The following is a 25,330-nucleotide window of genomic DNA, read 5'->3' on the forward strand; positions in this document are numbered from 1 at the left end:
AGCAAATAACTTTGAAAGTGACTTTTTCCATAAAACCATAGCTTGCAATTTGTAATATTAAAACTGGGGCTTGTTTCATAATTACAAAATCGAAATTAAAATTTATTTCTTTAATAAACAAATGGTTATAAGTTTGAAATTGAAATTTTAAAGCATAATTTTAAGAATAAATCCTTATAAACACTGAGCTTTTTAAGAATTAAAAAAAAGTGAAAAAAAATTGAAATTTTACACCGTATATTTGTGACGTTATACGTTTTTTAGGCAAAAATTACATTCAAATTTTTAAATTTTAATCTAAAAAAATAAACCTTTTTTTAAAGGATTTATTTCCCCACAAATTTTCGAAAAGCTTGGATAATTTGGAAGTAGAAAATTCCTAAAATTAATCGTTGGAAAATGTCTAAAAAAGTTATAAATGTTACAAAAGGATTTTTTTCTGAAAAACCATAAAGTGTAGGAAGTTTTCTGGTTGGATTTAAAAGTTGGAAATAAAGTTGAAAAGAATCCAAATTGATTTTTTCATTTGTAACTAACAAAAACAAAATATAAAAACCAAAATTTAATAGTAGAAGTATTTTAGTTGCTTTCCACCAACTTAATCCATGTTCATTAATTTTTCCAACCCAAAGAATTAATTTATCTTCTTTTTTAGCATTATTTGATAATTGTAATTCTTTCTTATAAGCCTTTTTTTCTCTTGCTTTAAAAAGTAAACTATCTATTTTGTTTCCATTCGATTCTAAAGCTTGTTTTAGTTGTTTATAGATTTCTCTTTTGTTTCTTTGTGTTTTAAATGCGTTTTCGGAGTTTGTAGTCAATTGTTCATCATCAAACCATTCTACATTTGAAGTTTTAATTTCATTGATAAAAGAATTTTCAATTTGAATTTCTTTAAAGCTTTTAAAAGAAAAATCATTGAATTTTGTATCTCCCAAATCACTGTCAATAATTTTTAGAGAACTTTCTTTTTCGTTTATCTCGCAGTTTTGAAACATTAAAGAGTTTTTGTTTACGAAGTCTTGGAAGTTAATTTTAGAATAAATGGAATTTTTAAAAATTGTTAAAGATCCTTTATTTGTACCTTCCAAAAATAACTCATTAATATGAAAATTTTCAACTTTTAAATTACCATCATGATGTGTTGAATAAATAATATTAAAAAAATCTAATTTCATCTTAATTGAGCTATGATTTTTTAAAATGAAGCTATTGAATTGAGATTTATGCAATATAACTTTATTAAGATTTTGATTATTTTGACTATTTTCAAATTCAATAAAACAATCTTTTTGAAAAGTATTACTGTTTATAAATATTGATTCAGAATATAAGTTTTTTATTAAAAAATTTGGTTGAAAAACATTGTCTTGTAAATAAATTTTTCCATTATTTAACTTATCAATTAGTTTTAATTTTTTAGATAAATTAGTTTTTTGATTAAATTCATTATGAGTTAATAAAATCTCTCCAATTAAATTATTTTCTTGAAAAAGACAATCATTATAATCTAGATTAAATTTTGAACTACCAATATTAACTTTTAGAATATTTGATTTATGAATATTAAATTTTTCTAAAACTTCACAATCTAAAATTTCTAAATCTAGACCTTTAGATTCTTTATTTAAACATATAGAATTAAAATATAACCCTTCTTTTATTATTGTATTTTCTCTTAAAGAAATATTTATAGAATTTAATTTATTAAAAGATAAATTCCTTGAAAAGGTACAATTGTTAATATCAATTCTTCTTAAACTTGAAAAATTATGAAATGTTACAGATTCTCTAAAATCTATATTTGAAATATTTAATGAATTATTATAATTATATTTTTCAATAATTTCTTGATTTATGAAAATATGTTTTATTACTTCATATTTTTCATTACTTCTAAAATCATTATTTCTAACTTTTTCAAAAAACTCCTCTTTTGATAACTCAATCTTATTTTCCACAGTAACACTTTCCAATTCCATAACTAATTTTTTATTCCTCCGAAGTTAAAAAAACAAACCCAAAAAAATCCATTTCAAATTTCAAAAACTTTTTATATCTTCGTTTTGTAAACTTTAGGGGTGTCTTTATAATATAGACTGAGAAATACCCTTTGAACCTGATGTAGATTACCCTACCGTAGGGAAAAGTGAAACCACAATACGTGGAGACTTTCTTTTCAATTTGTTCGATTTCCAGAACGAATTTTCAGCTAAAGTTTATGGTTATTATTTAAATTTTTTACAAAATGATATCTATAAACATTAACAACCAGAATTATCAAATTGCTCCAAATACAACATTGGACAGTTTGCTGCTAAAAATCAATCAGAATACAGACGGAATAGCAATAGCTATAAATGAAACAATAATTACAAAAGCCACTTGGAACAAAACGATGCTTCAAGAGGGCGATGCTATTTTGATTATTCAAGCAACACAAGGCGGTTAATTTTTTATAGATCAAAAACTAAAAAATAAACCAATTGTGTTTTCTTGAGGTCGGAATTAGAAGAATTTTGAACATACATTTTTTTGTAACGCAAATAAATTTTGCTCCCTTCTAAATCCTCTTTGTAAAAGAAGAGGAGAAGGTGAGGAAAAATTCTACCCCATGATGTACGCTATTGGTTTTGTACAAACCTTTAAACAAGCGACCGATGAAAAAAGATCGAATCCCTGAAAAGAGTGTTATTTCAACAACACCTTTTCCGAATTCAAAAAAAATCTATGTAAATGGGAATATTTTTCCAGAAATTAAAGTTCCAATGCGTGAAATATCTTTAAATGATACTGTTGACGCAATGACTCGCAAAAGAACTCCAAATCCTGCTGTAACTGTTTACGACACAAGTGGACCTTATACAGATCCGAACATAGAAATTAATGTGCATGATGGAATTGAAAGAATTCGTGAAAAATGGATTTTAGAAAGAGGAGATGTAGAAAAGCAAGAGAAATTTTCTTCTGAATATTGTAATGAAAGACTGAATAATGAAGAGTTAGATTATTTACGTTTTAATCATATCCATAAACCTTTTAAAGCTAAAGAAGGTGGAAATGTTTCGCAAATGTATTATGCCAAAAAAGGAATTATTACTGCGGAAATGGAATATGTTGCAATTCGTGAAAACCAAAAATTACAGGAAGTTCAGCAAATCACAAAACAACATACAGGACAAAGTTTTGGAGCAAGTATTCCAAAAGTAATTACGCCTGAATTTGTTCGTGAAGAAATCGCAAGAGGTAGAGCTGTAATTCCTAGTAATATTAATCATCCAGAAGCTGAACCAATGATTATTGGTAGAAATTTTTTAGTGAAAATTAACGCTAACATTGGAAATTCTGCCGTAACTTCTAGTATCGAAGAAGAAGTTGAAAAAGCTGTTTGGGCTTGTCGTTGGGGAGCGGATAATATTATGGATTTATCCACTGGAAAAAATATTCATGAAACTCGTGAATGGATTCTTCGTAATTCTCCTGTTCCTGTTGGTACAGTTCCTATTTATCAAGCTTTAGAAAAGGTAAATGGAAAAGCGGAAGATTTAACTTGGGAGATTTTTAAAGATACGTTGATTGAACAAGCAGAACAAGGTGTTGACTATTTTACAATTCATGCTGGTGTTCGTTTACATCATATTCCAATGACGGCAAAACGTGTTACAGGAATTGTTTCTCGTGGTGGTTCAATCATGGCAAAATGGTGTTTAGCGCATCATAAAGAAAGCTTTTTATACACACATTTTGAGGAAATTTGTGAAATTATGAAAGCGTATAATGTTGCATTTTCTTTAGGTGATGGATTACGTCCTGGTTCTATCGCAGATGCAAATGATGAAGCGCAATTTGCAGAATTAGAAACTTTAGGTGAATTGACGAAAATCGCTTGGAAACATGATGTGCAAACTTTTATTGAAGGTCCAGGTCACGTTCCAATGCATATGATTAAAGAAAATATGGATAAACAACTGGAAGTTTGTGGAGAAGCTCCTTTTTATACTTTAGGCCCCTTAACTACAGACATTGCTCCAGGTTATGATCATATCACTTCTGGAATTGGTGCAGCAATGATTGGTTGGTTTGGAACAGCCATGCTTTGCTATGTTACACCAAAAGAACATCTAGGTTTACCAAATAAACAAGATGTTCGCACAGGAGTTATTACTTATAAATTAGCTGCTCATGCTGCTGATTTAGCTAAAGGACATCCAGGTGCGCAATATCGTGATGATGCACTTAGTAAAGCTCGTTTTGAATTCCGTTGGGAAGATCAATTTAATCTTTCTTTGGATCCAGAATTAGCTCGTGAATATCACGATGAAACACTTCCAGCAGAAGGTGCTAAAGTTGCACATTTCTGTTCTATGTGCGGACCTCATTTTTGTTCGATGAAAATCACACAAGAAGTTCGTGATTTTGCAGCGAAGAAAGAAATTAATAATGATTCGGAAGCTTTAGAAGCTGGAATGCAAGAAAAAGCAAAAGAATTTACAGCGAAAGGAAGTGAATTGTATTTGTAATTATTTGAATCTCGAGTAGGGTATAATGTCAAATTTCGGAAGTTCCCTTTTCTTGTTTTACCACAAGAAAAGGTCGGGCTTTCCACTATATCTTTTGCTGCAAAAATGCAGGCAGCAAAAGGATGCCGTTGCAATCCCTAACTCATTTAAAATAGTAAAATTATGTTCGTAGTTATCGCTCCAGAAAAACACATTTGTTCAGAATCTGAAATCGTAACGAAGCTTTTTGAAGCTGGTTTGGAAATATTTCATTTACGAAAACCTAATATGAGTAAAATGTTTCTGGAGCATTATCTACAAAAAATTCCAGAACAATTTCACAAGAGAATTGTCATCGATAGTTTTCCTGAATTGTTAGAGAAATACGATTTAAAAGGTTTTCATTTAAAGGACAAACAACGTGAAATGATTTGTGATATTAATGATTTTAAAGCAAATATTTCTAAAAGAAAACAAACTTTAAGTTCTTCATTTCACAATATTGAGGATATTATAAACTGTGAAGATTTTTTGGATTATTACTTTTTAAGTCCTGTTTTTGATTCTATTTCTAAAGAAAATTATCTAGGGAAAGAATTGGAAGTGAAAAATATTGACAAGAAAATTCTAGCTCTCGGTGGAATTAAACCTGAAAATATTTTAAAAACAAAAGATTTAGGATATTCTGGAGTTGCAATTTTAGGATTTATTTGGAATGATGAACAACCAATTGAACGATTTAAAGAAATATATAAAAGTTATAAAAATATATACCGCATAGTTTAACGTATTATTTTAATTATTAGTAATGACGATGACACATCCTCGCCTAAATGCATAGTAGGCAGGATGTGTTTTTTTACAAATAAGTATCAATAAAAAAACACGATACATGGGGTTTGAACCCATATCTGCAAAAGTGATTTTTGCCGCTTTTCCAATATTAAGCTAGTATCGTAAAAAAGCACAATGTAACGGATTCGAACCGATACCTTTAACGAGTCATGTTACTATTCTTCCCTTAAACTAACATTGTTTAATAAAATAAGATTGTAAAAAACACGATACATGGGTTTCGAACCCATATCTTCGGATTTGCATTCCGCTGCTTTTCCGCTTAAGCTAGTATCGTAAATTTAATTTTTAAACTTTATATTTTTTAGGGTAATAATTAGAAAATCTAGAGAATTATGGTAATTATCATAGATTGGGTTTAATTCTTTTTCAAAAGATTCAATTTTCAAAGTATCCATTATATTTTTAATTTCAGAAGAATATTCCTTTTCAAATATTTCAGGACTTTTTTTAAAATAGTTTAAATAAACTTTTTGATATTCCCATATTTTAATGCTACCAATAAATTCAATTTTATTAAAACCTGAATTTGTATTTGAATAATAATACTGTCCATGAATTTTTTTCAAATTAGGCAATTCTAAATTTCTTCCAACCAAATCATTTACATATTTTAAACTTGGCAATGTATAAGTTGTCATTAATTGATAGTAATCAGAATCTATGTATTGATTAACAATTTCTAAAGCAGGAAGTTTTGTTGTGTTATTATAAATAATTAATGAATCTATTTCTTTTAATTTATTCATATGTAATTTTTGATAATTTTCAAGAATTAAATTTTCTTTAAGAGTAATAAGTTCATTTAGAAAAACTTCTGTAATTTGAATTCTCAGTTTTCCTTTAATATGCTTTAATTTAGGAAACTGAAAAGTACCATTATATTTATTGCTACTCATTAAATTTCCATGAATTATTTCTAAATTCGGAAAAGAAACATTTTCAAAATTGACAAGTTGTAAACTCGCTTTGATTTCTTTCAAAGGAATTATAATAGGTTCTTTTGAATCTATTTTTAATTGAAAAAAAGAATAATCAGGAATTTTATTTAAATCATTTTTTGTTCTAATAGTAATAATAGATCGCAATTTTTTTTTGTCTTTTAATTTAATCTCTCTGAAAGATTTCAATTTTGGCAATTCCAATTCATTCTTATTATAAATGTCACCATTTACAATTAATAATTCTGGAAGAAAACTATCAAATTCATGAATTCTAAGATTTCCATTTACTTTTTTTAATTTAGGTAATTGAATTCCTGAAGCATCTAGAGAACAGAAATCATGAATTACTTCTAAATTTGGAAAAGAAACAAATTTAGCTCTGACAATACAAAAACCGAAAATTTCTTTTACTGAAATTTCTACATTTTCAACATAAATTTCCAAATTAAATTTACCATTCTTAGGTAAATCTTGAATTTCTTCTTTTTTATATAATTTAATAGTTTTCATGCAATTCTTCTATTAGAAAACAAGGTAAATGAGATATAAACTCATGACAAATAACAATTCTTAAATTTTATTTATATCATATTAGGTAATGTATCGGATTCGAACCGATATCTTAGATTGGAAGTCTAGGTTTTTCCAGTTAAACTAACATTACTGTAGCAGCGCATCAGACTCGAACCGATAACTTTAGCTTGAAAGGCCACTATTTTTCCATTTAAACTAACGCCGTTTTTTGTAAACGTGGCATACAGGGCTCGAACCTGCGACATTCAGCTTGGAAGGCTGACGCTCTTCCATCTGAGCTAATGCCACGTTTCTTTTAAATATTTTTATAGTTGAAATTACAATTTAGGTAGTATTACCATTCAGCAATCTTATAATTTTTTAACATAACACCTGCAATATTACTATTATTTTCTAAAATATCAATTATTGGATGTAAAATTCTTGCAGCTCCATCCACAGAATCTAATGGAGGAATATAACCAATTTCAAATTGTTTCTTGCGTAAAGGTTCCACAGCTCCCGTAGAAACCCAACCAACATCTACAGCATTCATATAAATATTCTTTTCAATATATTCAATTCCAGATGTTCTAGTTAACATATTTAAAGATGCTTTCGTCATATTTGTATGCGGATGAAACATCGTTTTATTATTGTAACTAAAAATTCCCTCTGAAGAAGTTACATTAATGATAAAACGTTTTTCAAACTTTGAATTTTCTAATAAAGGTGTCAATTTTTGAATTAAAAAATAAGGTGAAATTTGATTGATTAAATTCACTTCTAACAATTCATATGTTGAAATTTCTTCTAAAGTAGAATTCCAACTTGTTTTCATTCTTTTATCAACTGGCTGTCCAAATCTTGTCAATTCTCCTGAAGTATTTATAGAAGTTTCCAACAAAGCCGTTTCTTCTAAAACAGGTGTTTTATTTTCTATAAAAAGTTTAGAATCTTTAAACTTTTCAATTAATAAATTTTCCTTTTGAATTAAAGGCGTATAAAAATTAATATCATATTTTATTGTCTGTGCAGCATTATTTACCAAAATATCTAAAGCTTGATTTTTAGAAATATAATATTGAATAAAATGATCCAAAGCTTGGAGATTTCTCAAATCTAAACCATAAATATCCAATCGATGTTTCCATTCTTCATAATCTTCTTCTTTTTGATAAATCTCAAGTGCAGAAGCCGGAAATCTTGTTGTAATTGTAACATTTGCATTTGCTCTTAAAAATTTTAAAGCAGTGGCTAAACCGATTTTCACTCTTCCACCTGTAATGATAACATTTCGATTTTTTAAATCAGTAGTTTTAAAGCGATAATCATAATTTTCTGTTGCACATTCTGGACAAAGTCTATTATAGAAATAATGTAGAAGCTTAAATTCTTGATTACAACAATAGCAATTCTTCGAATAATTCAAAGTCGTAAAATCTCCATTTTGGAAATAATCATTATACAACGTTTTATTTTCTATAGCATTTTTGGAAATAATTGTCTCTTTTATTGTTTCAAAATCTTGTTGCTTTAATTCTTCTCTTCTAGGAAAAACACTTTCTTTATGTGGATTTTTAAGTTTCTTTGCTTTTTTGGAAATTTTTGTAATCAATCCACCAAATAATTCATTATCAGGATTATTATAAGGATCTTCTTTTAATTCTTGTAAAACTTTCAAACAAGTTTCCCATTCTTCCAAAGAAAATGGATACTCTTCTTTAGTCATTTTTTAAATTTTTGCCTAAAATATAAAAATCTCTTTTTAAAAATGAATCGATTTATTTCTTAAAACTTAAAGCTGTGTTGTATTCATTTTTGAAATTGTATATTTAATCTTGATTTACAGTGTTTTAAAATTAAAATGATAAATATTTTTCTTTATGATTCTTTCTTTTCAAAAAGTAATCGAAAAATTTAGCGCATGGATTTGGGATTGGCCTCTTTTGATTTTATTAATTGGAGGTGGACTTTTTCTGTTGTTTTATTCTCGATTTATTCCATTTAAATATTTATTTCATACAATTCAAATCATTCGTGGAAAATACGATAGAAAAGAAGATCATGGAGAATTAAGTCATTTTGAAGCGCTTTCTTCTGCAATTGCTGCAACAGTTGGTTTAGGAAATATTAGCGGAGTTGCAATTGCAATTGTAACTGGTGGTTCTGGAGCGATTTTTTGGATGTGGATGAGTGCTATTGTTGGAATGGCAACTAAATTTTTCACTTGTACGCTTTCTGTGATGTATCGAAAAGATGTAGATGAAGAAAATACATTAGCTGGACCAATGTATGTAATTACAGAAGGTTTAGGAAAAAAATGGAAACCACTTGCAATTTTCTTTTCTCTTGTTGGGTTAATTGGAGTAACGCCAGCTTTTCAAGCGAATCAGCTTACTGCAACATTTTTGGAAGTTTTAAAAACAAAACCAGAAAATGAATTGACAACAAAATTAATCATCGGTTGTTTGATTGCTATTTTAGTTGGAATTGTAATCTTCGGTGGATTGAAAAGAATCGGAAAAGTAACTTCGAAATTGGTTCCTTTTATGGTGATTTTCTATATGATTTCTGTTTTTATTATTCTTGGAGTAAACTATGAGCAAATTCCATATATTTTTGAAAGTATTTTTTCAAATGCTTTTACTGCAAATGCTGCACTCGGAGGAGGATTAGGTTATATCATTAAAACTGGAGTTAAAAGAGCTGCATTTTCAAACGAAGCTGGAATCGGAACTGCTCCAATGATGCACGGCCATGCAAAAACGAAAGAACCAATTCGTGAAGGTTTAGTTGCAATGATTGGTCCTTTTATAGATACAATTGTGGTTTGTTCGCTTACTGCTTTTATGATTCTTTCTACAGGAATTGCAGATATTTCAGATGCAAATGGAGTTGCATTAACACTAAAAGCTTTTCAATCTGTTTTTCCAAATGCCATTTCTGAAATTCTGTTATTAATTGCTGTTTTGATTTTCTCACTTTCTACAATGTTTACTTTTTCTTATTATGGTGTGACTTGTTTAGGATTTCTAACAAAACCAAAATATGGACATTATTATAGATATTTTTATGTTTTGGTTATCATCGTTGCTTCTGCTGTAACACTTGATGTAATTGTAAATATTGTTGATAGTTTTTTTGCAATGATGGCTATTCCAACCGTGATTTCTACAATTCTATTAGCACCAAAAGTTCGAAAAGCTGCCGATATTTATTTTAAAAAATTAAAGGAAGGGAGGTTTGGGTGATGCATTTTTTAATTTCCCTTTTTGGAATAAATTTTTTCAGTTTTCTAGATTATTATTAAGTAAAAAAAGAATGTATCTATATATCTCTGTTGACTAAGCGAAGTCGAAGTCAAAATCACATTTCTTAATGTAATTAACACAAAACATTTTCATAAATCCAAACATCAACACTTTAAAATAAAAAAAATTCCTATCTTCGTTTTGTAAACTTTAGGGGTGTCTTTAAGTAGACTGAGAAATACCCTTTGAACCTGATGTAGATGATCCTACCGTAGGGAAAAGTGCAACCGTTTTTTTATACGGAACTTCTTTTCAGTTTGTTCTCTTTCAAGAACAAGTTTTCAACTAAAGTTTATGGTTATTATTAAGAATATTTTGTTTAAAAATATTTCATGAATTAATTTTTACCTAATTATAAAATAATATGTTCTAAATCATTTTATTTAAAAATCGAAGATTTATTTAGTCTTTCATAATGAGTATAGAATTTTAATTGCGTTAAGAAATTCTGAATCCTTGTAAGAATTTTAGCAATTAAAATGCGGTTTTTTGACCTTGTTGTCAAAAAAATACCTTTTATGAAAGTGTCCTTTTTTGGTTCATTTTTTAGACAAGTAAAAAATGAACAAGAAGTTGAATCTAAACGAAATTTTCAAAATTTTAGATAATATTTTTTGATTTAAGAAAAACATTCAATTCATGAAATAATTAAAATTTAATGTGAGTGAGTTATTTATAAAAACTTTCTCAAACCTCTTTATTAAGAGGAGAATATAAAAATAATCATGAACCAAAACAGAAACTATTGTCTAAGTATTGCAGGATTTGATCCAAGTTCTGGTGCTGGACTTTCGGCAGATTTAAAAACATTTGAAATGCACAAAGTGTATGGATTTTCGGTTTGTTCTGCTATAACTGTCCAAAATGAAATCGAATTTCAATCTTGTGATTGGATTTCAAAAGAGAAAATTATTTCGCAATTAGAAATTCTTTTAAAACGTTTTCCTATTTCTGTTATTAAGATAGGAATTGTTGAAAGTTGGGAGATTTTACTAGAGATTATAGATTTTATTGAAAGTAAAATAGAAGAACCAAAAATCATTTTAGATCCTGTTTTAAGAAGCAGTAGCAATTTTGTTTTTCATTCAAATGAAAAGAATTCTGATTTTGAAAAAGTGCTGCAAAAATGTTATTTACTCACTCCTAATTATCAAGAAATTCAACAAATTTTCCCAGATAAAAATGTAGAAGAAACTATTTTTTATTTAAATCAGTTTACAAATATTTTTTTGAAAGGTGGACATAAAAAATCTGCTCTTGGTGAAGACGCTTTGTATCTTAAAAATGGTGAAGAATTTATTTTTAAACCAAAGGAAAGTCAAGTTTTTGAAAAGCATGGAAGTGGTTGTGTTTTAGCTTCTGCAATTGCAGCGAATTTGGCTAATAATTTGCCAATTGGAACTGCTTGTCAAAAAGCAAAAGAATATACATTTCAATTTTTAAATTCAACAGAAAACTTATTAGGTTATCATAATTTATGATTTCAAATTTACAATATATAACACAAGGAAATTCCGTTGCAGAACATATAGAAAATGCAGAAAAAGTGATGCAAAACGGTGTAGATTGGGTACAACTTCGATTAAAAGATGTATCAGAAGAAATTTATAAAGAAGCAGCAAAAGAATTAAAAGAAATTTGTCAAAAATACGATTCAAAATTAGTCATAAACGACAATCCTTTTGTTGCAAAATATGCTAATGCAGACGCTTTACATTTAGGAAAAAATGATATGGATGTTTTGGAAGCAAGAAAAATTGTTTCTGAAAATACGATTATTGGTGGAACAGCAAATAATCTAGAAGATTGCTTGAATTTGATAGAAAAAAATGTAAATTATATCGGATTAGGCCCTTTCAGATTTACCACCACAAAGAAAAATTTAAGTCCAGTTTTAGGAATTACAGGTTATCAACAAATCATTTCAAAATTAGAAGAAAGAAATATAAAAACTCCAATTATTGCGATTGGAGGGATTACAGAAAATGATGTTGTTGAAATTAGAAATACCGGAGTTTTTGGAATTGCAGTTTCTGCTTTGTTAACTAATGAAATTGTGATAGAAAAAATTATTTCTCAATTAAAAAATCAATTAAAATGAATCAAGACATTTTAAAAATCGCAGACAAAGAATTTCAATCTAGATTGTTCACAGGAACAGGGAAATTTAGCAATCCACAATTAATGCAACAAGCATTGAAAGCTTCCGAAAGTCAATTGACAACTGTAGCTTTAAAGCGAGTGGAAGTAAAAAATGAAAATGACCAGATATTATCATTTATTGATAAATCTATTGATTTATTGCCAAACACTTCAGGAGTACGAAATGCAAAAGAAGCTGTATTTGCAGCTCAATTAGCAAGAGAAGCTTTGGAAACAAATTGGGTAAAAGTAGAAATTCATCCAGATCCGAGATATTTATTACCAGATGCTGTAGAAACTTTGAAAGCTGTGGAAGAATTGGTGAAACTTGGATTTGTAGTAATGCCATATATTCATGCAGATCCTGTTCTGTGTAAAAGATTAGAAGAGGTTGGAGCACAATGTGTGATGCCTCTTGGTGCACCAATAGGAAGTAATAAAGGATTGAAAACATTGGATTTTTTAGAAATTATTATTGAACAAAGTAATGTTCCTGTGATAGTAGATGCTGGAATTGGAAGTCCTTCACATGCAGCGCATGCCATGGAAATTGGAGCAGATGCAGTTTTAGTAAATACAGCAATTGCAGTTTCAGAAAATCCTATTGCAATGGCAACTGCTTTTAAAATGGCGGTACAAGCTGGAAGAATGGCATATAACGCGAAATTGGCTCCTGTTAGAAAGCAAGCAGAAGCAAGTAGTCCGCTTACTTCTTTTTTATCATAAAATAGAAGAGAAAATATAAATCAACAAAGATTTTAAAATCAAAAAACAATGTCTTTTTTAGAAGAATTTGAAAAATACGATTGGGATACAATTACAGAGAAAATATATGCAGTTTCTGAAATAGAAGTTCGAAATGCTTTGCGTAATAAAAAGCGAAATTTAGAAGATTTTTTAGCTTTAATTTCTCCTGTGGCAAAACCATTTTTAGAAGAAATGGCACAAGAAAGTAGATTTTTGACAAGAAAGCGATTTGGAAATACAATGCAAATGTATGCGCCAATGTATTTATCAAATGAATGTCAGAATATTTGTACATATTGTGGATTTAGCATGACGAATAAAATTCCTAGACGAACATTGACAGATGAAGAAATTATTAAAGAGGCAATGTTTCTAAAAGCGAAAGGATATGAACATATTTTATTAGTAACAGGAGAAGCAAATAAAACTGTGGGAGTTCCTTATTTACAAAATGCAATTCGATTGTTAAAACCTTTGTTTTCGAATATTTCTATTGAAGTACAACCTTTGAAGCAACAGGAATATGAATTGTTAATTCAAGAAGGATTATATGCGGTTTTAGTATATCAAGAAACATATCACGAGGCAACATATAAAACACATCATCCAAAAGGGAGAAAATCGAATTTTAGATTTCGTGCAGAAACTCCAGATAGATTAGGAAAAGCAGGAATTCATAAAATTGGAATTGGAGCTTTGTTTGGTTTGGAAGATTGGCGAACAGATAGTTTTTATACAGCTTTACATTTAAGATATTTGCAACAAAAATATTGGAAAACGAAATATTCTATTTCTTTTCCTAGATTGCGTCCACATGAAGGAGAAGTACAGCCAAAAATAGAAATGACAGATTCAGATTTGGTACAGTTAATCTGTGCTTTTCGACTTTTAGATGAAGATGTAGAATTATCATTATCGACTAGAGAGAGTGAAGTTTTTAGAAATAATGTGATTCATCTTGGAGTGACTTCTATAAGTGCGGAATCGAAAACAAATCCTGGAGGATATACTGTAGAACCACAATCTTTAGAACAATTTGAAATTTCGGATGAAAGAAGTACAGAAGAAATAGCAATGATGCTACAAAAAAATGGATTTGATGTAGTTTGGAAAGATTGGGATAAAATATTTATTTTTTGAATTTTATAAAATTTATTTGCGCCGCTTATTATAATTAATATATTTGCAACGTTATGAAAAGCTTTGAAAAAATTGTTATACATATTTCACTTTCAATTTTTTAAAAAAGCGCTATGTTTAATATTTTATAAAAAAATAATGAAAAAATTAGTTTTATCCCTAGCGATAGTAGGGACGTTATTCTCATGCTCAAAAGATGATGATGGAAGTTCAACTCCTACACAAAATTCAGTAATTGGAACTTATAAATTGACTTCTGCAACTACACAAAATCCAGTTGATTTCAATGAAGATGGAGATTTTACAACTGATCTAATGGCAGAATGTGGTTCCTTAAGTGCAACTATTTCATTTTCAGAAAATAATATGGCTATAGCAGCTTATGATGATCCTTATTTTAATGAAGAGTGTCTATTAAGAGTGATAAACGGTGAATATACAATTGCAGGTAATGGTGTTGCTTTCACTGGTATTATTGATAGAAGTGGATCAATTGGAGAAGCTCCTGTTCATGGAAACTATGTTATTAAAGGTAATACTTTAGAATTTACTAAAAAAATAGGAGGATTTGGTGATGATAGCGATTTAGAAATCGTAACTTACATTTTTACTAAACAATAGAAATAATAAAAAAAACTTCTCTTCTTTTGAGAAGGTTTTTAAATTTTACTATGCGAACCATCACAAAAAGGATGTTTTTTTGTGTGTTTACAATTACATAAATAATATTCTTTGGTCTCTTCTACTTTAAAAATTGTTGGAGACATATCAGTTCCTTGGTGCGAGCCATCGCAAAGTGGTTGTCTTTTTGAAAGTCCACAAGAACACCAAGCATAATTTTTTCCTTTTTTTAATTCAATTTTAGAAGGTTCTTTTTGATGTATTTTAGGTAATTTCATGATATTTAAGTTTTTGGTTTCTTAAATATAAGGAGAAAAACTACTAAACTTTAGTTAATAAAAGAAAGTAGTTGAGGTTTAATTTACAAAAGAAGGAATGCTTTTATTCTTAAGAAATACCTATTTTTGTTTTCCTAAAAATGAAAAATTATGCTAAGTATTAATCCAAAAGATATACCTACTGCAAAACTTCATAGTTATTTACTAGGAGCTGTTGCACCAAGACCAATCGCATTTGCAAGTACAATGGATGAAGAAGGAAATCCAAATCTTTCTCCTTTTAGTTTTTTTAATGTATTTAGTGCAAATCCACCAATCATGATTTTTTCTCCAGCAAGAAGAGTGAGAAACAATACAACAAAACATACACTTGAAAATGTAAAAGCAACTGGTGAAGTTGTAATAAATGTTGTAAATTATGATATCGTTCACCAAATGTCACTTTCTTCAACAGAATATCCAGATGGTGTAAACGAGTTTTTAAAATCAGGATTAACAATGGAATCTTCTGAATTGGTAAAACCATTTAGAGTAAAAGAATCTCCAGTACAATTTGAATGTAAAGTAAAAGAAGTAATTGAGCTTGGAGACGAAGGTGGAGCAGGAAACTTAGTTGTTTGTGAAGTTGTAAAATTACATGTAAACGAAGATGTTTTAGATGAAAATGGAGCAATTGATCAAGTAAAAATTGATTTAGTAGCAAGAATGGGAGGAAGCTATTATTCTAGAGCTAAAGAAGGTTTCTTTGAAATTCCAAAACCATTAACAACACATGGAATTGGAGTAGATGCTTTACCAGAAGAAATTCGTACAAGTGAAGTATTGACAGGAAATGATTTAGGAATGCTTGGAAATGTAGAAACTTTACCTTCTGAAGCAGACTTAGAAAAATTTGCAAACGAATATCCTGAATATGTAGGTATTAATTTAAATAAAAGACATAAATTTGCACAGAACTTTTTAGCAAAGGAAGAAATTGATATAGCTTGGAAAGTTCTGCTAATTAAATAAGTAAAAATACAATGGAAGTAACAGGGAAAATTAAGATCATCAACGAAACACAAACATTTGGTGCAAACGGATTTAGAAAGAGAGAATTAGTTCTAACGACAGATGAGCAATATCCTCAAATGTTGTTAATTGAATTTATTCAAGATAAATGTGATGCGTTAAATAATTTTCAAGTAGGACAAGACGTAAAAATTTACATCAACTTAAAAGGAAGAGAGTGGATTAACCCTGAAGGACATGCTAAATATTTCAATTCAATTCAAGGATGGAAAATTGAGACTTTAGCGCAAGAAACTTCTGCTCCTCAGTCATTATCTGGATTTGAGCCAGCTCCTTCTGATTTTGGATCAAATGAGCCAGATGACTTACCATTTTAATATAAAAACAACATAAGGTTTTATTAAAATATTTAGAGAAAAAGAAGTTATTTATTCGTAGATAACTTCTTTTTTTATTTTAAGATTTTGGGAAGAACTTTTTGAAGTTTTTCTCTTTACTTTTGTACAAAAGAGTGAATATTTTTTTGAATGGTAATTTTAAACGAAAAATTAGAGTTCCCACCTGTGGATAGAACAGATCCTTATGGTATTCTTGCCATCGGAGGCGATTTGTCTATTGACAGACTTCTTTTAGCATATAATAATGGAATTTTTCCTTGGTATTCAGAAGATGAACCAATTATTTGGTATAGTCCAGAAGAAAGAATGGTTCTTTTTCCTGATGAAATAAAGATTTCTAAAAGTATGCGTTCAATTCTTCGAAAAGAGGAATTTAAAATCACAAAAAATCAATGTTTCAAGGAGGTAATCCGAAATTGTAAAACAATTGATAGAGGAGATGGATTAGGAACATGGATTACAGACGAATTAGAAAATGCTTTTATTAAACTTCATAAGCTTGGAATTGCAATTTCTTTTGAAGTTTGGAAAGAAGATGAATTAGTTGGAGGTTTATACGGTTTGGATTTAGGGTTTATTTTTTGTGGAGAAAGTATGTTTAGCAAAGTAAGTAATGCTTCTAAAATTGCTTTTATTGAAATGACTAAATATTTTCAAAATAAAGGATATGAATTAATCGATTGTCAAGTATATAACGATCATCTTGCTAGTTTGGGAGCTGTTGAAATTTCAAGAGAAGAGTTTCAGCAGTATTTAAAAAAAGGAAAACAATCAAATCATAATTTGAATAAAAAATAATCAAATGGATATTAAAAACGCACAATTAGCTGTTGATAATTGGATTAAAGAACATGGAGTTCGTTATTTTAATGAATTAACGAATATGGCACAACTGACGGAAGAAGTTGGTGAAGTCGCTAGAATTATTGCGAGAAGATATGGTGAACAAAGTGAAAAAGAAAGTGATAAAAACAAGGATTTAGGTGAAGAGCTTGCAGATGTTTTGTTTGTTTTACTTTGTTTGGCAAATCAAACAGGAATTGATTTACAAGATTCATTTGATAAAAAATTAGATCTTAAAACAAAAAGAGATCACGATAGACATCATAATAACGAAAAACTAAAATAAAAGATGAACAATCCATATAAAAATGCTTCTGCAATTTCTTTATTTATTCGATTTACATTGATTTTCTTGGTTGTTGTTACCATTATTCGATTAATTTCTGCAATGGTTTTCAAAGGAGGTTTTGATGGAATGGTTGATGAGTATTTTGCAGATGGAAAATGGAAAATATTTGTTAGAAATCAAGCAGCTTTCTCTTTGTTTTATGGAGCTTTTATGACAGGATATTATAAGTTTTTTAAAGCAAAAGAAAAGAGATAATATAAACTTGATGTTATTCAGTTTATACTTTAAACAATAAGCACACTTTACAAAAGTGCGCCAGAATATAATTCTTATTAAAAAAGAAAAATTAGAAAGTGGCTTTATTTTTACCAAAATATGATGGAGAAATTAATGGAAAAATTACGATTAGTGGTTCTAAAAGTGAATCCAATCGTTTGTTGATTTTACAACAACTTTTTCCTGAAATTAAGATAGAAAACTTATCGAATTCAGATGATACAAAACTTTTAAAGAAAGCTTTAAAATCAAAAGAAGAAGTTATAAATATTGGGCATGCAGGAACTGCAATGCGATTTTTAACTGCTTTTTTTGCTTCTAGAGAAAATTCAGATAAAGTCTTGACGGGTTCGAAGCGAATGCAAGAAAGACCAATTGGAATTTTGGTAGATGCGTTACGAAATCTTGGTGTAGAGATTTCTTATGAAAAAGAAGAGGGATTTCCACCAATACGAATTAAAGGAAAGAAAATTGAGAAAAGAGAAGTAGCAATTCAAGGAAATGTTTCTAGTCAATATATTTCTGCGCTTTTATTGATTGCTCCTTCCTTGGAAAATGGTTTGAAAATCAATTTTACAAGTAAATTAACTTCAATTCCATATATTAAAATGACAACTTCTCTTTTGGAAAGTTTAGGAGTTTCTTTAGAATGGAATGAAGATAGTATTCAAATTTTTCCTTTAAATGAAAATCGAATCAAAAATTTTGCTGTGGAATCAGACTGGAGTTCTGCTTCCTATTATTTTAGTTTGATTGCTTTAAGCAAACTAGGAAAAGTTTCATTAGAAACATATAAACGAGAAAGTTTACAAGGAGATAGTATTCTTGTTGAGATTTATAAAAAACTAGGAGTAAAAAGTTCTTTTGAGAAAAATACTTTACACTTAGAAAAAATAGAAAATTTTACACTTCCTGAGATTTTAGAATTAGATTTAAGTAATGCTCCAGATATTGCTCAAACAATTGCTGTTACTTGTTTTGGATTAGGAATTGAAACAAAAATGACGGGATTACATACGTTGAAAATTAAAGAAACAGATCGTTTGGTTGCTTTAAAAACTGAATTGGAAAAATTTGGTGCTGAAGTTTCGATAACTGACGAAAGTTTGCATTTAAAATCTTCAAAAACAATACATTCTGACGTTTCTGTAGCAACTTATCATGATCATCGTATGGCGATGGCGTTTGCACCACTTTGCTTGAAAACTAATTTATTAATTGAAAATCAAGAAGTTGTTACAAAATCTTACACAGATTTTTGGAAAGATTTTAGTAAATTAACAAAACAAAAATTATCATAATATTTAAGAGTAAACACTTGACAACGCCTATTTTGAAGTTGTATATTTGCTCACATTTTTGAAAAACATTCATTTTATGAAATTATCAGATTATAAATTCGATCTACCTGTAGAATTATTAGCTGATCGTCCATCAGAACACAGAGACGAGGCTCGTTTAATGGTTTTAAATAGAAAAGAACAAACTATTGAGCACAGAATGTTCAAAGATTTGATTGAATATTTTGACGAGGGAGATTTAATGATTTTAAATAATACAAAAGTTTTCCCAGCTAGACTTTACGGTTTAAAAGAAAAAACTGGAGCTCGTATTGAAGTTTTCTTATTAAGAGAATTAAATGCAGAAGGAAGACTTTGGGATGTATTAGTAGACCCTGCTCGTAAGATTCGAATTGGTAATAAATTATTCTTCGGAGAAGATGAAAGTTTAGTTGCTGAGGTAATTGACAACACAACTTCAAGAGGAAGAACTTTACGTTTCTTATTCGATGGTTCTTACGAAGAATTTAGAACTAAGTTAAAAGAGCTAGGAGAAACTCCGCTTCCAAAATATATCAAAAGAGACGTTGAACCAGAAGACGAAGAAAGATACCAAACAATTTATGCAAAACATGAGGGAGCTGTAGCTGCACCAACTGCAGGAATGCACTTCTCTAAACACTTAATGAAGCGTTTAGAAATTAAAGGAATTGATTTTGCAGAATTGACACTTCATGTTGGATTAGGAACTTTTAATCCAGTAGAAGTAGAGGATTTATCTAAACATAAAATGGATTCTGAGCAAATTGAAATCTTAAAGAATACAGCTGATGTTGTTAATAGTGCAATCGATAATAAAAGAAAAGTTTGTGCTGTTGGAACAACTGTAATGAGAGCAATTGAAAGTTCAGTTTCTGCGGATAGACACTTAAATCCTTATAGCGGATGGACAAATAAATTTATTTTCCCTCCTTATGAGTTTAGTATTGCAAACTGTATGATTACAAATTTCCATACACCACAATCTACTTTAATGATGATGACTGCTGCTTTTGCTGGTTATGATTTATTAATGAAAGCTTATAAAGAAGCTGTAGAAGAAGGATACCAATTCTATTCTTATGGTGATGCAATGTTGATTTTATAATCAGGAAACATAGAAATCAAAATATTTAAAAACTCCAGATTTTCTGGGGTTTTTTTATGTAATATATTTAGATTCAATGGAATAAATAAGTATATTGAAGTTTCTACAAAAAACTAAAAAAATATGCGTTGGACAATTAAAGAAGAGCCGAATTCTGAAAAAATAGAAAAATTAGCAAGAGAAATTAATGTTTCAAAAACCTTAGCAAAAGTTTTGGTACAACGAGGAATTGAAACTTATGAAGAAGCAAAACAGTTTTTTCGTCCATCATTAGAAGATTTACACAATCCTTTTTTAATGAAAGATATGGAAAAAGCAGTAAAATTGATTCAAAATGTAATTTCTAAAAATGAAAACATTTTAGTCTATGGTGATTATGATGTAGATGGAACTACAGCAGTTTCTTTAATGTCCACTTATTTAAAAACATTGACACCAAATGTTGCTACATATATTCCTGATCGCTATTCGGAAGGTTATGGTGTTTCTTTTCAAGGAATCGATTTTGCAATCGATAATGATTTTTCATTGATTATTACTTTAGATTGTGGAATTAAAGCCATTGATAAAGTCAAATATGCAAAGGAAAATGATATTTCAATTATTATTTGTGATCACCATAGACCTGGAGAAATTTTGCCAAATGCAGATGCAATTTTAAATCCAAAACAAAAAGATTGTTTTTATCCATATGATGAACTTTCTGGTTGTGGAGTTGGTTTTAAATTAATTCAAGCTTTAAATGAAAGCCAAAATTTAAATTTTGATGAAATTTTCCCATATTTAGATTTAGTTGCTGTAAGTATTGCTGCGGATATTGTTCCTATGACAGGAGAAAATAGAACTTTAGCACATTTTGGTTTACAAATAATCAATCAAAATCCACGAATAGGTATTAAAGCTTTAAAAGATTCTTCTACGAAAGAAATGACTATTTCAGACGTTGTTTTTGGAATTGCACCTAAAATTAATGCTGCTGGTAGAATTAAACATGGATTAAATGCTGTTAAACTTTTGACAGAAACAGATGCTGAAGATGCTCGAATTTTTGCAAAAGAAATCAATTATTTCAATAAACAAAGAAAAGATTTAGACAAGCAAATTACAAAAGAAGCTCTTTTGCAAATTGTGAAAAATGATGAAATTTCTAAAATGTCTTCTGTAGTTTACGATGAAAATTGGCATAAAGGAGTGATTGGAATTGTTGCTTCAAGATTAATTGAAACTTATTATCGTCCGACCATTGTTTTTACAAAAAGTAATGGGAAATTAACAGCTTCGGCTCGTTCTGTAAAAGGATTTGATGTATATGAAGCAATTGATAAATGTTCAGAATTTATTGAACAATTTGGTGGACATAAATATGCAGCTGGTTTGACTATTTTGGAAGAAAACTATGAGAATTTTAAAAACAAGTTTGAACAAATTGTTTCTGAAACACTTCCAGAAGAATTAAAAACAGAAGAAATTGCAATCGATTCTGAAATCGATTTTGAAGAAATTACACCTAGATTTTATGCTATTTTAAGACAATTTGCACCTTTTGGTCCTTCTAATATGAAACCAATTTTTACATGTTCCAATTTAAAAGCAAATATCGCAAGAAAAATCGGAGCGGATGCAAATCATTTAAAACTACAAATTGCAGATTCAAAACAAAATATGCAAATGCAAGCTGTTGGATTTTATTTAGGGAAAAAGCTTGAAATTGCTGAAAATTCTGAGTTTTCTGCTGCTTTTCAAGTAGATTTAAATACTTGGAATGGAAAACAGGAATTGCAATTAATTTTAAAAGATATCAAAGAAAATAGTTTGGAAGAGATTTAATTTTCTTCCAATGTTTTTTTCATTGCATTTGCTTTCACAAAACATTCTTCATATTCTTTTTCTATAATTGATTTTGCTGTAATTGCACCACCAACAGAGAAAGAAACATAGTTATTTTCAGCATTGTAAAGAATACTTCGGATGATTACATTAAAATCGAAATCACCATCTGGAGTAAAATATCCAACTGCACCAGAATACAATCCGCGTTTAGATTCTTCTAATCGCTCCATAATTTGCATTGCAGAAATTTTTGGTGCGCCAGTCATACTTCCCATTGGAAACAAATCGCGAATAATTCCAACGACATCTTCTTTTTCATCTACTTCACAAATAATTGTGGAAATCATTTGATGCACTTGTTCAAAAGTATAAATCTTGCAAAGCTCTGTCACTTCAACAGTTCCTTTTTTTGCTTTTCGAGATAAATCATTTCGAACCAAATCAACAATCATAATATTTTCAGCTCGTTCTTTAATATTTGTCTCTAACTCATGAATTAATTTCGCATCTTCTTGCTTATTTTTTCCTCTTTTGGAAGTTCCCTTAATTGGTTGAGAAATTACTTTTGTTCCTGTTTTTTTTACAAATCTTTCAGGAGAAGCAGAAGCTAAAAAGTTATTTTTAGTTTTGAAAAAAGTTGCAAAAGGAGGTGTAGAAATCGCATTTAATTTTTGATAAGCAACAAATGGATTTAAATTTACATTTTCAGCGAAAAATTCCATACAAAAATTTGCTTCATAAATATCTCCTCGATGAATATGATATAAAACTTTTTCAAGTTTTTCCTTGTATTCATTTTCTGAAATTCGTTGCTGAATTTTTATTTGTTTTTCTGAAATTTTTTCATTTTCTGGAAGTATAATAGTAGAAATTTCCTCTAAATCTTTTTCTATTTCTTTAGGATTTAAATAACCAAAAGAAAGTGTATTTCCTTGAAAAGAAATTATTTTTTTCGGTTGAAAGAAAACTAAATCAGAAAAATGCAAACCATCAAAATTAGAAGATTGAAGATTTTCAACATCATTTTTTAAATCATAAGCCAAATATCCGTAGATATAATCATTAACTTCTTTTCTAAAATTTGTTAGTTTTTGAAAAGCATTTTGATAATTACAATCTAAAACACGATTTGCATCTACAGCTAAAACAGCATCAATTGAAGTGTATTTTGCTTGATGTGAATTACTGTCTAACCAGCAAATATGCTCAAATTTTTGAGCCCAAAACAACATTTTTTCTTTAAACTCAGAAACCTCTGAAAGTTCTTTCTTCAACCAAATTCTTTCCATATACGATTCGCTAGATTTCAGTTTGCAAAATTAGAAACTAATTTGAAAGTAAGATTTTTATTTTGATTTTTCTTTATCTAAACTTTGTTAATAAGTATTCTTTAAAAAACAATTCATTAAAATTGTTTTGTTATTTTTGTCAATCAATAATTAAATTAAAATTGATGAAAGCATATATTTTCCCTGGTCAAGGAGCTCAGTTTTCAGGAATGGGTCTTGATTTATATGAAAATTCAACTGTAGCACAAGAGTTATTCGAAAAAGCGAATGAAATCTTAGGATTTTCTATTACAGATATCATGTTCGAAGGAAGTGCAGAGGATTTAAAACAGACGAAAGTTACACAACCTGCGATTTTCTTACATTCAGTAATTTTAGCAAAAACTTTAGGAGAAGATTTTAAACCTGAAATGGTAGCTGGACACTCTTTAGGAGAATTTTCAGCTTTAGTAGCAAGTAATGCTTTATCTTTTGAAGACGGATTACGTTTGGTTTCAAAAAGAGCAATGGCAATGCAAAAAGCTTGTGAAATGCAACCTTCAACAATGGCTGCTGTTCTTGGATTAGAAGATGCAGTTGTAGAGGAAGTTTGTGCTTCTATTGATGGTGTTGTAGTTGCTGCAAACTATAACTGTCCAGGACAATTAGTTATTTCTGGAGAAATTGAAGCAATCAATAAAGCTTGTGATGTTTTAAAAGAAAAAGGAGCGAAAAGAGCTTTAGTTCTTCCAGTTGGTGGAGCTTTCCATTCTCCGATGATGGAGCCTGCTCGTGAAGAATTAGCAGCTGCAATTGAAGAAACAGCTTTCGCTACGCCTTCTTGTCCAGTTTATCAAAATGTTGTTGCAAAAGCAGTAACAAATCCAGAAGAGATTAAAGAAAATTTAATTAAACAATTAACTGCTCCTGTACGTTGGACTCAATCTGTTCAACAAATGGTTGCTGATGGAGGTTCTGAATTTATCGAAGTTGGTCCAGGAAAAGTATTACAAGGTTTAATGCGTAAAATTGACAGATCAGTTGCTGCAAGTGGAGCGACTTTCCAAGTTTCTGAATAATTTTGAAACTTAAGATAAAAAGAAAAGCGACTTTTATTAGAAGTCGCTTTTTTTATGTTTAGAATTGAAATTTTTAAATCGTAGCATTTACAATTGCGGTAAAATCATCTGCTTTTAAAGCTGCTCCTCCAATTAATCCTCCATCTACATCTGGTTTAGAGAAAATTTCTTTTGCATTTGCAGGTTTTACACTTCCACCATATAAAATAGAAATAGTTTCTGCTAATTCAGAAGAATAGTTTTCAGCGATAAATTTTCGAATATAAGCATGAATTTCTTGTGCTTGTGCTGGACTTGCAGTTTCTCCTGTTCCAATTGCCCAAACAGGTTCATATGCTAAAATGATATTTTTCCAGTTTTCAGCACCCAATTCAAAAAGTGCTTTTTCTACTTGAGATGTTACAACTTCAAAATGTTTTCCTTCTTTTCTTTCTTCTAATTGCTCTCCAAAACAAAAAATAACTTCTTGATTGTTTTCAATTGCTTTTTCTACTTTTTTCTTTAAGATTTCGTCTGTTTCTCCAAAATAAGTTCTTCTTTCAGAATGTCCAAGAATTACAGTATTTACACCGATTTCTTGTAACATTTTTCCTGAAATTTCTCCTGTAAAAGCTCCGTTATCTTCAAAGTGCATATTTTGTGCAGCAACTTCAATCATTGTATCTTCTACAACTTCCGTTGCAGCAAATAAATTTACAAAAGTTGGCGCAACAATTACTCTTGTATTTTCTAAAGAATCTTGGTTAATTTTTGTCTTTAATTCTTTAATTAAGGAAACAGATTCAGAAAGTGTCAAATTCATTTTCCAGTTTCCTGCAACAATATTTTTTCTCATCTCTATTGAGTGTTTATTTTT

At 29.2% G+C, this 25,330-nt stretch carries 24 protein-coding genes, 3 tRNA genes and 2 riboswitches; of the genes, 18 read left to right on the forward strand and 9 right to left on the reverse strand.

Features of this window, described 5'->3' with window-relative positions; all coding sequences use genetic code 11:
* Positions 1-326 precede the first annotated feature (326 nt).
* Positions 327-1,982 carry a hypothetical protein gene (locus tag I1A51_RS14760; RefSeq protein WP_196895247.1) on the reverse strand — a complete coding sequence of 552 codons (1,656 nt, stop codon included), beginning with the start codon at positions 1,980-1,982 and terminating at the stop codon, positions 327-329.
* Between the two features lie 85 nt (positions 1,983-2,067).
* A riboswitch (TPP riboswitch) is annotated at positions 2,068-2,163 on the forward strand.
* An 85-nt stretch (positions 2,164-2,248) separates the two neighbouring features.
* On the opposite strand from I1A51_RS14760, the gene thiS reads away from it, so the two are divergent.
* The 3 genes from thiS (at position 2,249) to I1A51_RS14775 (ending at position 5,285) form a co-directional block, all read left to right on the forward strand.
* Entirely contained in the window at positions 2,249-2,452 is a 204-nt protein-coding gene (gene thiS, locus I1A51_RS14765) for a sulfur carrier protein ThiS (protein ID WP_196895249.1), read from the forward strand.
* Positions 2,453-2,660: 208 nt separating this feature from the next.
* Entirely contained in the window at positions 2,661-4,520 is a 1,860-nt protein-coding gene (thiC, locus tag I1A51_RS14770) for a phosphomethylpyrimidine synthase ThiC (RefSeq protein ID WP_196895251.1), read from the forward strand.
* 162 nt (positions 4,521-4,682) lie between these two features.
* The gene (locus tag I1A51_RS14775) at positions 4,683-5,285 is read left to right on the forward strand and encodes a thiamine phosphate synthase (RefSeq protein WP_196895253.1); all 603 of its coding nucleotides are present in this window, start codon (positions 4,683-4,685) and stop codon (positions 5,283-5,285) included.
* A gap of 274 nt (positions 5,286-5,559) precedes the next feature.
* On the opposite strand, the gene I1A51_RS14780 is transcribed toward I1A51_RS14775, so the two are convergent.
* From I1A51_RS14780 to I1A51_RS14800, 5 genes are all read right to left on the reverse strand, one after another.
* Positions 5,560-5,631, reverse strand: a tRNA-Cys gene (locus tag I1A51_RS14780).
* 4 nt (positions 5,632-5,635) lie between these two features.
* Positions 5,636-6,808, reverse strand: a complete 1,173-nt coding sequence (locus I1A51_RS14785) for a hypothetical protein (protein WP_196895255.1) — start codon at positions 6,806-6,808, stop codon at positions 5,636-5,638.
* 84 nt (positions 6,809-6,892) lie between these two features.
* Positions 6,893-6,962, reverse strand: a tRNA-Gly gene (locus I1A51_RS14790).
* 85 nt (positions 6,963-7,047) lie between these two features.
* Positions 7,048-7,120: transfer RNA gene (locus tag I1A51_RS14795), tRNA-Gly, on the reverse strand.
* A gap of 46 nt (positions 7,121-7,166) precedes the next feature.
* Positions 7,167-8,543, reverse strand: coding sequence for an SDR family NAD(P)-dependent oxidoreductase (locus tag I1A51_RS14800; RefSeq protein WP_196895257.1), 1,377 nt, complete (start codon positions 8,541-8,543; stop codon positions 7,167-7,169).
* Positions 8,544-8,697: 154 nt separating this feature from the next.
* On the opposite strand from I1A51_RS14800, the gene I1A51_RS14805 reads away from it, so the two are divergent.
* The 6 genes from I1A51_RS14805 (at position 8,698) to I1A51_RS14830 (ending at position 14,775) form a co-directional block, all read left to right on the forward strand.
* Positions 8,698-10,065, forward strand: coding sequence for an alanine/glycine:cation symporter family protein (locus I1A51_RS14805; RefSeq protein WP_196895259.1), 1,368 nt, complete (start codon positions 8,698-8,700; stop codon positions 10,063-10,065).
* Between the two features lie 202 nt (positions 10,066-10,267).
* Positions 10,268-10,360: riboswitch (TPP riboswitch) on the forward strand.
* Positions 10,361-10,850: 490 nt separating this feature from the next.
* Entirely contained in the window at positions 10,851-11,606 is a 756-nt protein-coding gene (locus tag I1A51_RS14810) for a hydroxymethylpyrimidine/phosphomethylpyrimidine kinase (RefSeq protein WP_196895261.1), read from the forward strand.
* Entirely contained in the window at positions 11,603-12,226 is a 624-nt protein-coding gene (gene thiE / locus I1A51_RS14815; RefSeq protein ID WP_196895262.1) for a thiamine phosphate synthase, read from the forward strand. The genes I1A51_RS14810 and thiE overlap by 4 nt, the downstream gene beginning before the upstream one ends.
* Positions 12,223-12,993, forward strand: a complete 771-nt coding sequence (locus I1A51_RS14820; protein WP_231374049.1) for a thiazole synthase — start codon at positions 12,223-12,225, stop codon at positions 12,991-12,993. The genes thiE and I1A51_RS14820 overlap by 4 nt, the downstream gene beginning before the upstream one ends.
* Positions 12,994-13,041: 48 nt before the next feature.
* A complete protein-coding gene (gene thiH, locus I1A51_RS14825) occupies positions 13,042-14,154 on the forward strand; it encodes a 2-iminoacetate synthase ThiH (protein WP_196895263.1) in 1,113 nt (370 codons plus the stop codon).
* A 138-nt stretch (positions 14,155-14,292) separates the two neighbouring features.
* Positions 14,293-14,775, forward strand: coding sequence for a hypothetical protein (locus I1A51_RS14830; RefSeq protein ID WP_196895264.1), 483 nt, complete (start codon positions 14,293-14,295; stop codon positions 14,773-14,775).
* 38 nt (positions 14,776-14,813) lie between these two features.
* On the opposite strand, the gene I1A51_RS14835 is transcribed toward I1A51_RS14830, so the two are convergent.
* Positions 14,814-15,053: a CDGSH iron-sulfur domain-containing protein gene (locus tag I1A51_RS14835; RefSeq protein WP_196895268.1), complete on the reverse strand. Its 240-nt coding sequence runs from the start codon at positions 15,051-15,053 to the stop codon at positions 14,814-14,816.
* Between the two features lie 150 nt (positions 15,054-15,203).
* Here I1A51_RS14835 and I1A51_RS14840 point away from each other — a divergent pair, with 150 nt between their 5' ends.
* The 8 genes from I1A51_RS14840 (at position 15,204) to recJ (ending at position 22,124) form a co-directional block, all read left to right on the forward strand.
* Positions 15,204-16,064, forward strand: a complete 861-nt coding sequence (locus I1A51_RS14840; protein ID WP_196895269.1) for a flavin reductase family protein — start codon at positions 15,204-15,206, stop codon at positions 16,062-16,064.
* An 11-nt stretch (positions 16,065-16,075) separates the two neighbouring features.
* On the forward strand, positions 16,076-16,441 hold the full coding sequence (locus I1A51_RS14845; RefSeq protein ID WP_196895270.1) for a DUF3127 domain-containing protein: 366 nt from the start codon (positions 16,076-16,078) through the stop codon (positions 16,439-16,441).
* 150 nt (positions 16,442-16,591) lie between these two features.
* Complete coding sequence (gene aat / locus I1A51_RS14850) at positions 16,592-17,260, forward strand: leucyl/phenylalanyl-tRNA--protein transferase (protein ID WP_196895272.1); 669 nt, start codon at positions 16,592-16,594, stop codon at positions 17,258-17,260.
* Between the two features lie 4 nt (positions 17,261-17,264).
* Entirely contained in the window at positions 17,265-17,591 is a 327-nt protein-coding gene (locus I1A51_RS14855) for a nucleotide pyrophosphohydrolase (RefSeq protein ID WP_196885357.1), read from the forward strand.
* A gap of 3 nt (positions 17,592-17,594) precedes the next feature.
* The gene (locus I1A51_RS14860) at positions 17,595-17,849 is read left to right on the forward strand and encodes a hypothetical protein (RefSeq protein WP_196895274.1); all 255 of its coding nucleotides are present in this window, start codon (positions 17,595-17,597) and stop codon (positions 17,847-17,849) included.
* 98 nt (positions 17,850-17,947) lie between these two features.
* Entirely contained in the window at positions 17,948-19,171 is a 1,224-nt protein-coding gene (locus tag I1A51_RS14865; RefSeq protein WP_196895276.1) for a 3-phosphoshikimate 1-carboxyvinyltransferase, read from the forward strand.
* 76 nt (positions 19,172-19,247) lie between these two features.
* Positions 19,248-20,297 carry a tRNA preQ1(34) S-adenosylmethionine ribosyltransferase-isomerase QueA gene (gene queA, locus I1A51_RS14870; RefSeq protein WP_196895278.1) on the forward strand — a complete coding sequence of 350 codons (1,050 nt, stop codon included), beginning with the start codon at positions 19,248-19,250 and terminating at the stop codon, positions 20,295-20,297.
* Positions 20,298-20,420: 123 nt separating this feature from the next.
* Positions 20,421-22,124 (forward strand): single-stranded-DNA-specific exonuclease RecJ, encoded by a 1,704-nt coding sequence (gene recJ / locus I1A51_RS14875; protein ID WP_196895280.1) that lies wholly within the window; start codon positions 20,421-20,423, stop codon positions 22,122-22,124.
* Here recJ and I1A51_RS14880 read toward each other — a convergent pair.
* A complete protein-coding gene (locus I1A51_RS14880; RefSeq protein ID WP_196895282.1) occupies positions 22,121-23,416 on the reverse strand; it encodes an anthranilate synthase component I family protein in 1,296 nt (431 codons plus the stop codon). The genes recJ and I1A51_RS14880 overlap by 4 nt on opposite strands.
* Positions 23,417-23,580: 164 nt before the next feature.
* Between I1A51_RS14880 and fabD the strand changes: the two genes are divergently transcribed.
* Positions 23,581-24,474, forward strand: coding sequence for an ACP S-malonyltransferase (fabD, locus tag I1A51_RS14885; RefSeq protein WP_196895284.1), 894 nt, complete (start codon positions 23,581-23,583; stop codon positions 24,472-24,474).
* Positions 24,475-24,547: 73 nt separating this feature from the next.
* Here the strand turns inward: fabD and tpiA are convergent, their stop codons facing one another.
* Positions 24,548-25,309 carry a triose-phosphate isomerase gene (gene tpiA, locus I1A51_RS14890; RefSeq protein WP_196895286.1) on the reverse strand — a complete coding sequence of 254 codons (762 nt, stop codon included), beginning with the start codon at positions 25,307-25,309 and terminating at the stop codon, positions 24,548-24,550.
* Between the last annotated feature and the right edge of the window lie 21 nt (positions 25,310-25,330).

Source organism: Aureivirga marina (assembly GCF_015767265.1).
In the GTDB taxonomy this organism is placed as follows: Bacteria; Bacteroidota; Bacteroidia; order Flavobacteriales; family Flavobacteriaceae; genus Aureivirga; species Aureivirga marina.

What these genes read in the sequence shown, in the direction of transcription:
- I1A51_RS14800 (WP_196895257.1), bottom strand. Translation starts at nt 8,543, where the DNA reads ATGACTAAAGAAGAGTATCCATTTTCTTTGGAAGAATGGGAAACTTGT.
- I1A51_RS14785 (WP_196895255.1), bottom strand. Translation starts at nt 6,808, where the DNA reads ATGAAAACTATTAAATTATATAAAAAAGAAGAAATTCAAGATTTACCT.
- I1A51_RS14775 (WP_196895253.1), top strand. Translation starts at nt 4,683, where the DNA reads ATGTTCGTAGTTATCGCTCCAGAAAAACACATTTGTTCAGAATCTGAA.
- I1A51_RS14855 (WP_196885357.1), top strand. Translation starts at nt 17,265, where the DNA reads ATGGATATTAAAAACGCACAATTAGCTGTTGATAATTGGATTAAAGAA.
- tpiA (WP_196895286.1), bottom strand. Translation starts at nt 25,309, where the DNA reads ATGAGAAAAAATATTGTTGCAGGAAACTGGAAAATGAATTTGACACTT.
- aat (WP_196895272.1), top strand. Translation starts at nt 16,592, where the DNA reads ATGGTAATTTTAAACGAAAAATTAGAGTTCCCACCTGTGGATAGAACA.
- I1A51_RS14760 (WP_196895247.1), bottom strand. Translation starts at nt 1,982, where the DNA reads ATGGAATTGGAAAGTGTTACTGTGGAAAATAAGATTGAGTTATCAAAA.
- I1A51_RS14820 (WP_231374049.1), top strand. Translation starts at nt 12,223, where the DNA reads ATGAATCAAGACATTTTAAAAATCGCAGACAAAGAATTTCAATCTAGA.
- I1A51_RS14880 (WP_196895282.1), bottom strand. Translation starts at nt 23,416, where the DNA reads ATGGAAAGAATTTGGTTGAAGAAAGAACTTTCAGAGGTTTCTGAGTTT.
- thiS (WP_196895249.1), top strand. Translation starts at nt 2,249, where the DNA reads ATGATATCTATAAACATTAACAACCAGAATTATCAAATTGCTCCAAAT.
- I1A51_RS14860 (WP_196895274.1), top strand. Translation starts at nt 17,595, where the DNA reads ATGAACAATCCATATAAAAATGCTTCTGCAATTTCTTTATTTATTCGA.
- queA (WP_196895278.1), top strand. Translation starts at nt 19,248, where the DNA reads ATGAAATTATCAGATTATAAATTCGATCTACCTGTAGAATTATTAGCT.
- fabD (WP_196895284.1), top strand. Translation starts at nt 23,581, where the DNA reads ATGAAAGCATATATTTTCCCTGGTCAAGGAGCTCAGTTTTCAGGAATG.
- I1A51_RS14830 (WP_196895264.1), top strand. Translation starts at nt 14,293, where the DNA reads ATGAAAAAATTAGTTTTATCCCTAGCGATAGTAGGGACGTTATTCTCA.
- thiH (WP_196895263.1), top strand. Translation starts at nt 13,042, where the DNA reads ATGTCTTTTTTAGAAGAATTTGAAAAATACGATTGGGATACAATTACA.
- thiE (WP_196895262.1), top strand. Translation starts at nt 11,603, where the DNA reads ATGATTTCAAATTTACAATATATAACACAAGGAAATTCCGTTGCAGAA.
- recJ (WP_196895280.1), top strand. Translation starts at nt 20,421, where the DNA reads ATGCGTTGGACAATTAAAGAAGAGCCGAATTCTGAAAAAATAGAAAAA.
- I1A51_RS14840 (WP_196895269.1), top strand. Translation starts at nt 15,204, where the DNA reads ATGCTAAGTATTAATCCAAAAGATATACCTACTGCAAAACTTCATAGT.
- I1A51_RS14810 (WP_196895261.1), top strand. Translation starts at nt 10,851, where the DNA reads ATGAACCAAAACAGAAACTATTGTCTAAGTATTGCAGGATTTGATCCA.
- I1A51_RS14805 (WP_196895259.1), top strand. Translation starts at nt 8,698, where the DNA reads ATGATTCTTTCTTTTCAAAAAGTAATCGAAAAATTTAGCGCATGGATT.
- I1A51_RS14845 (WP_196895270.1), top strand. Translation starts at nt 16,076, where the DNA reads ATGGAAGTAACAGGGAAAATTAAGATCATCAACGAAACACAAACATTT.
- thiC (WP_196895251.1), top strand. Translation starts at nt 2,661, where the DNA reads ATGAAAAAAGATCGAATCCCTGAAAAGAGTGTTATTTCAACAACACCT.
- I1A51_RS14835 (WP_196895268.1), bottom strand. Translation starts at nt 15,053, where the DNA reads ATGAAATTACCTAAAATACATCAAAAAGAACCTTCTAAAATTGAATTA.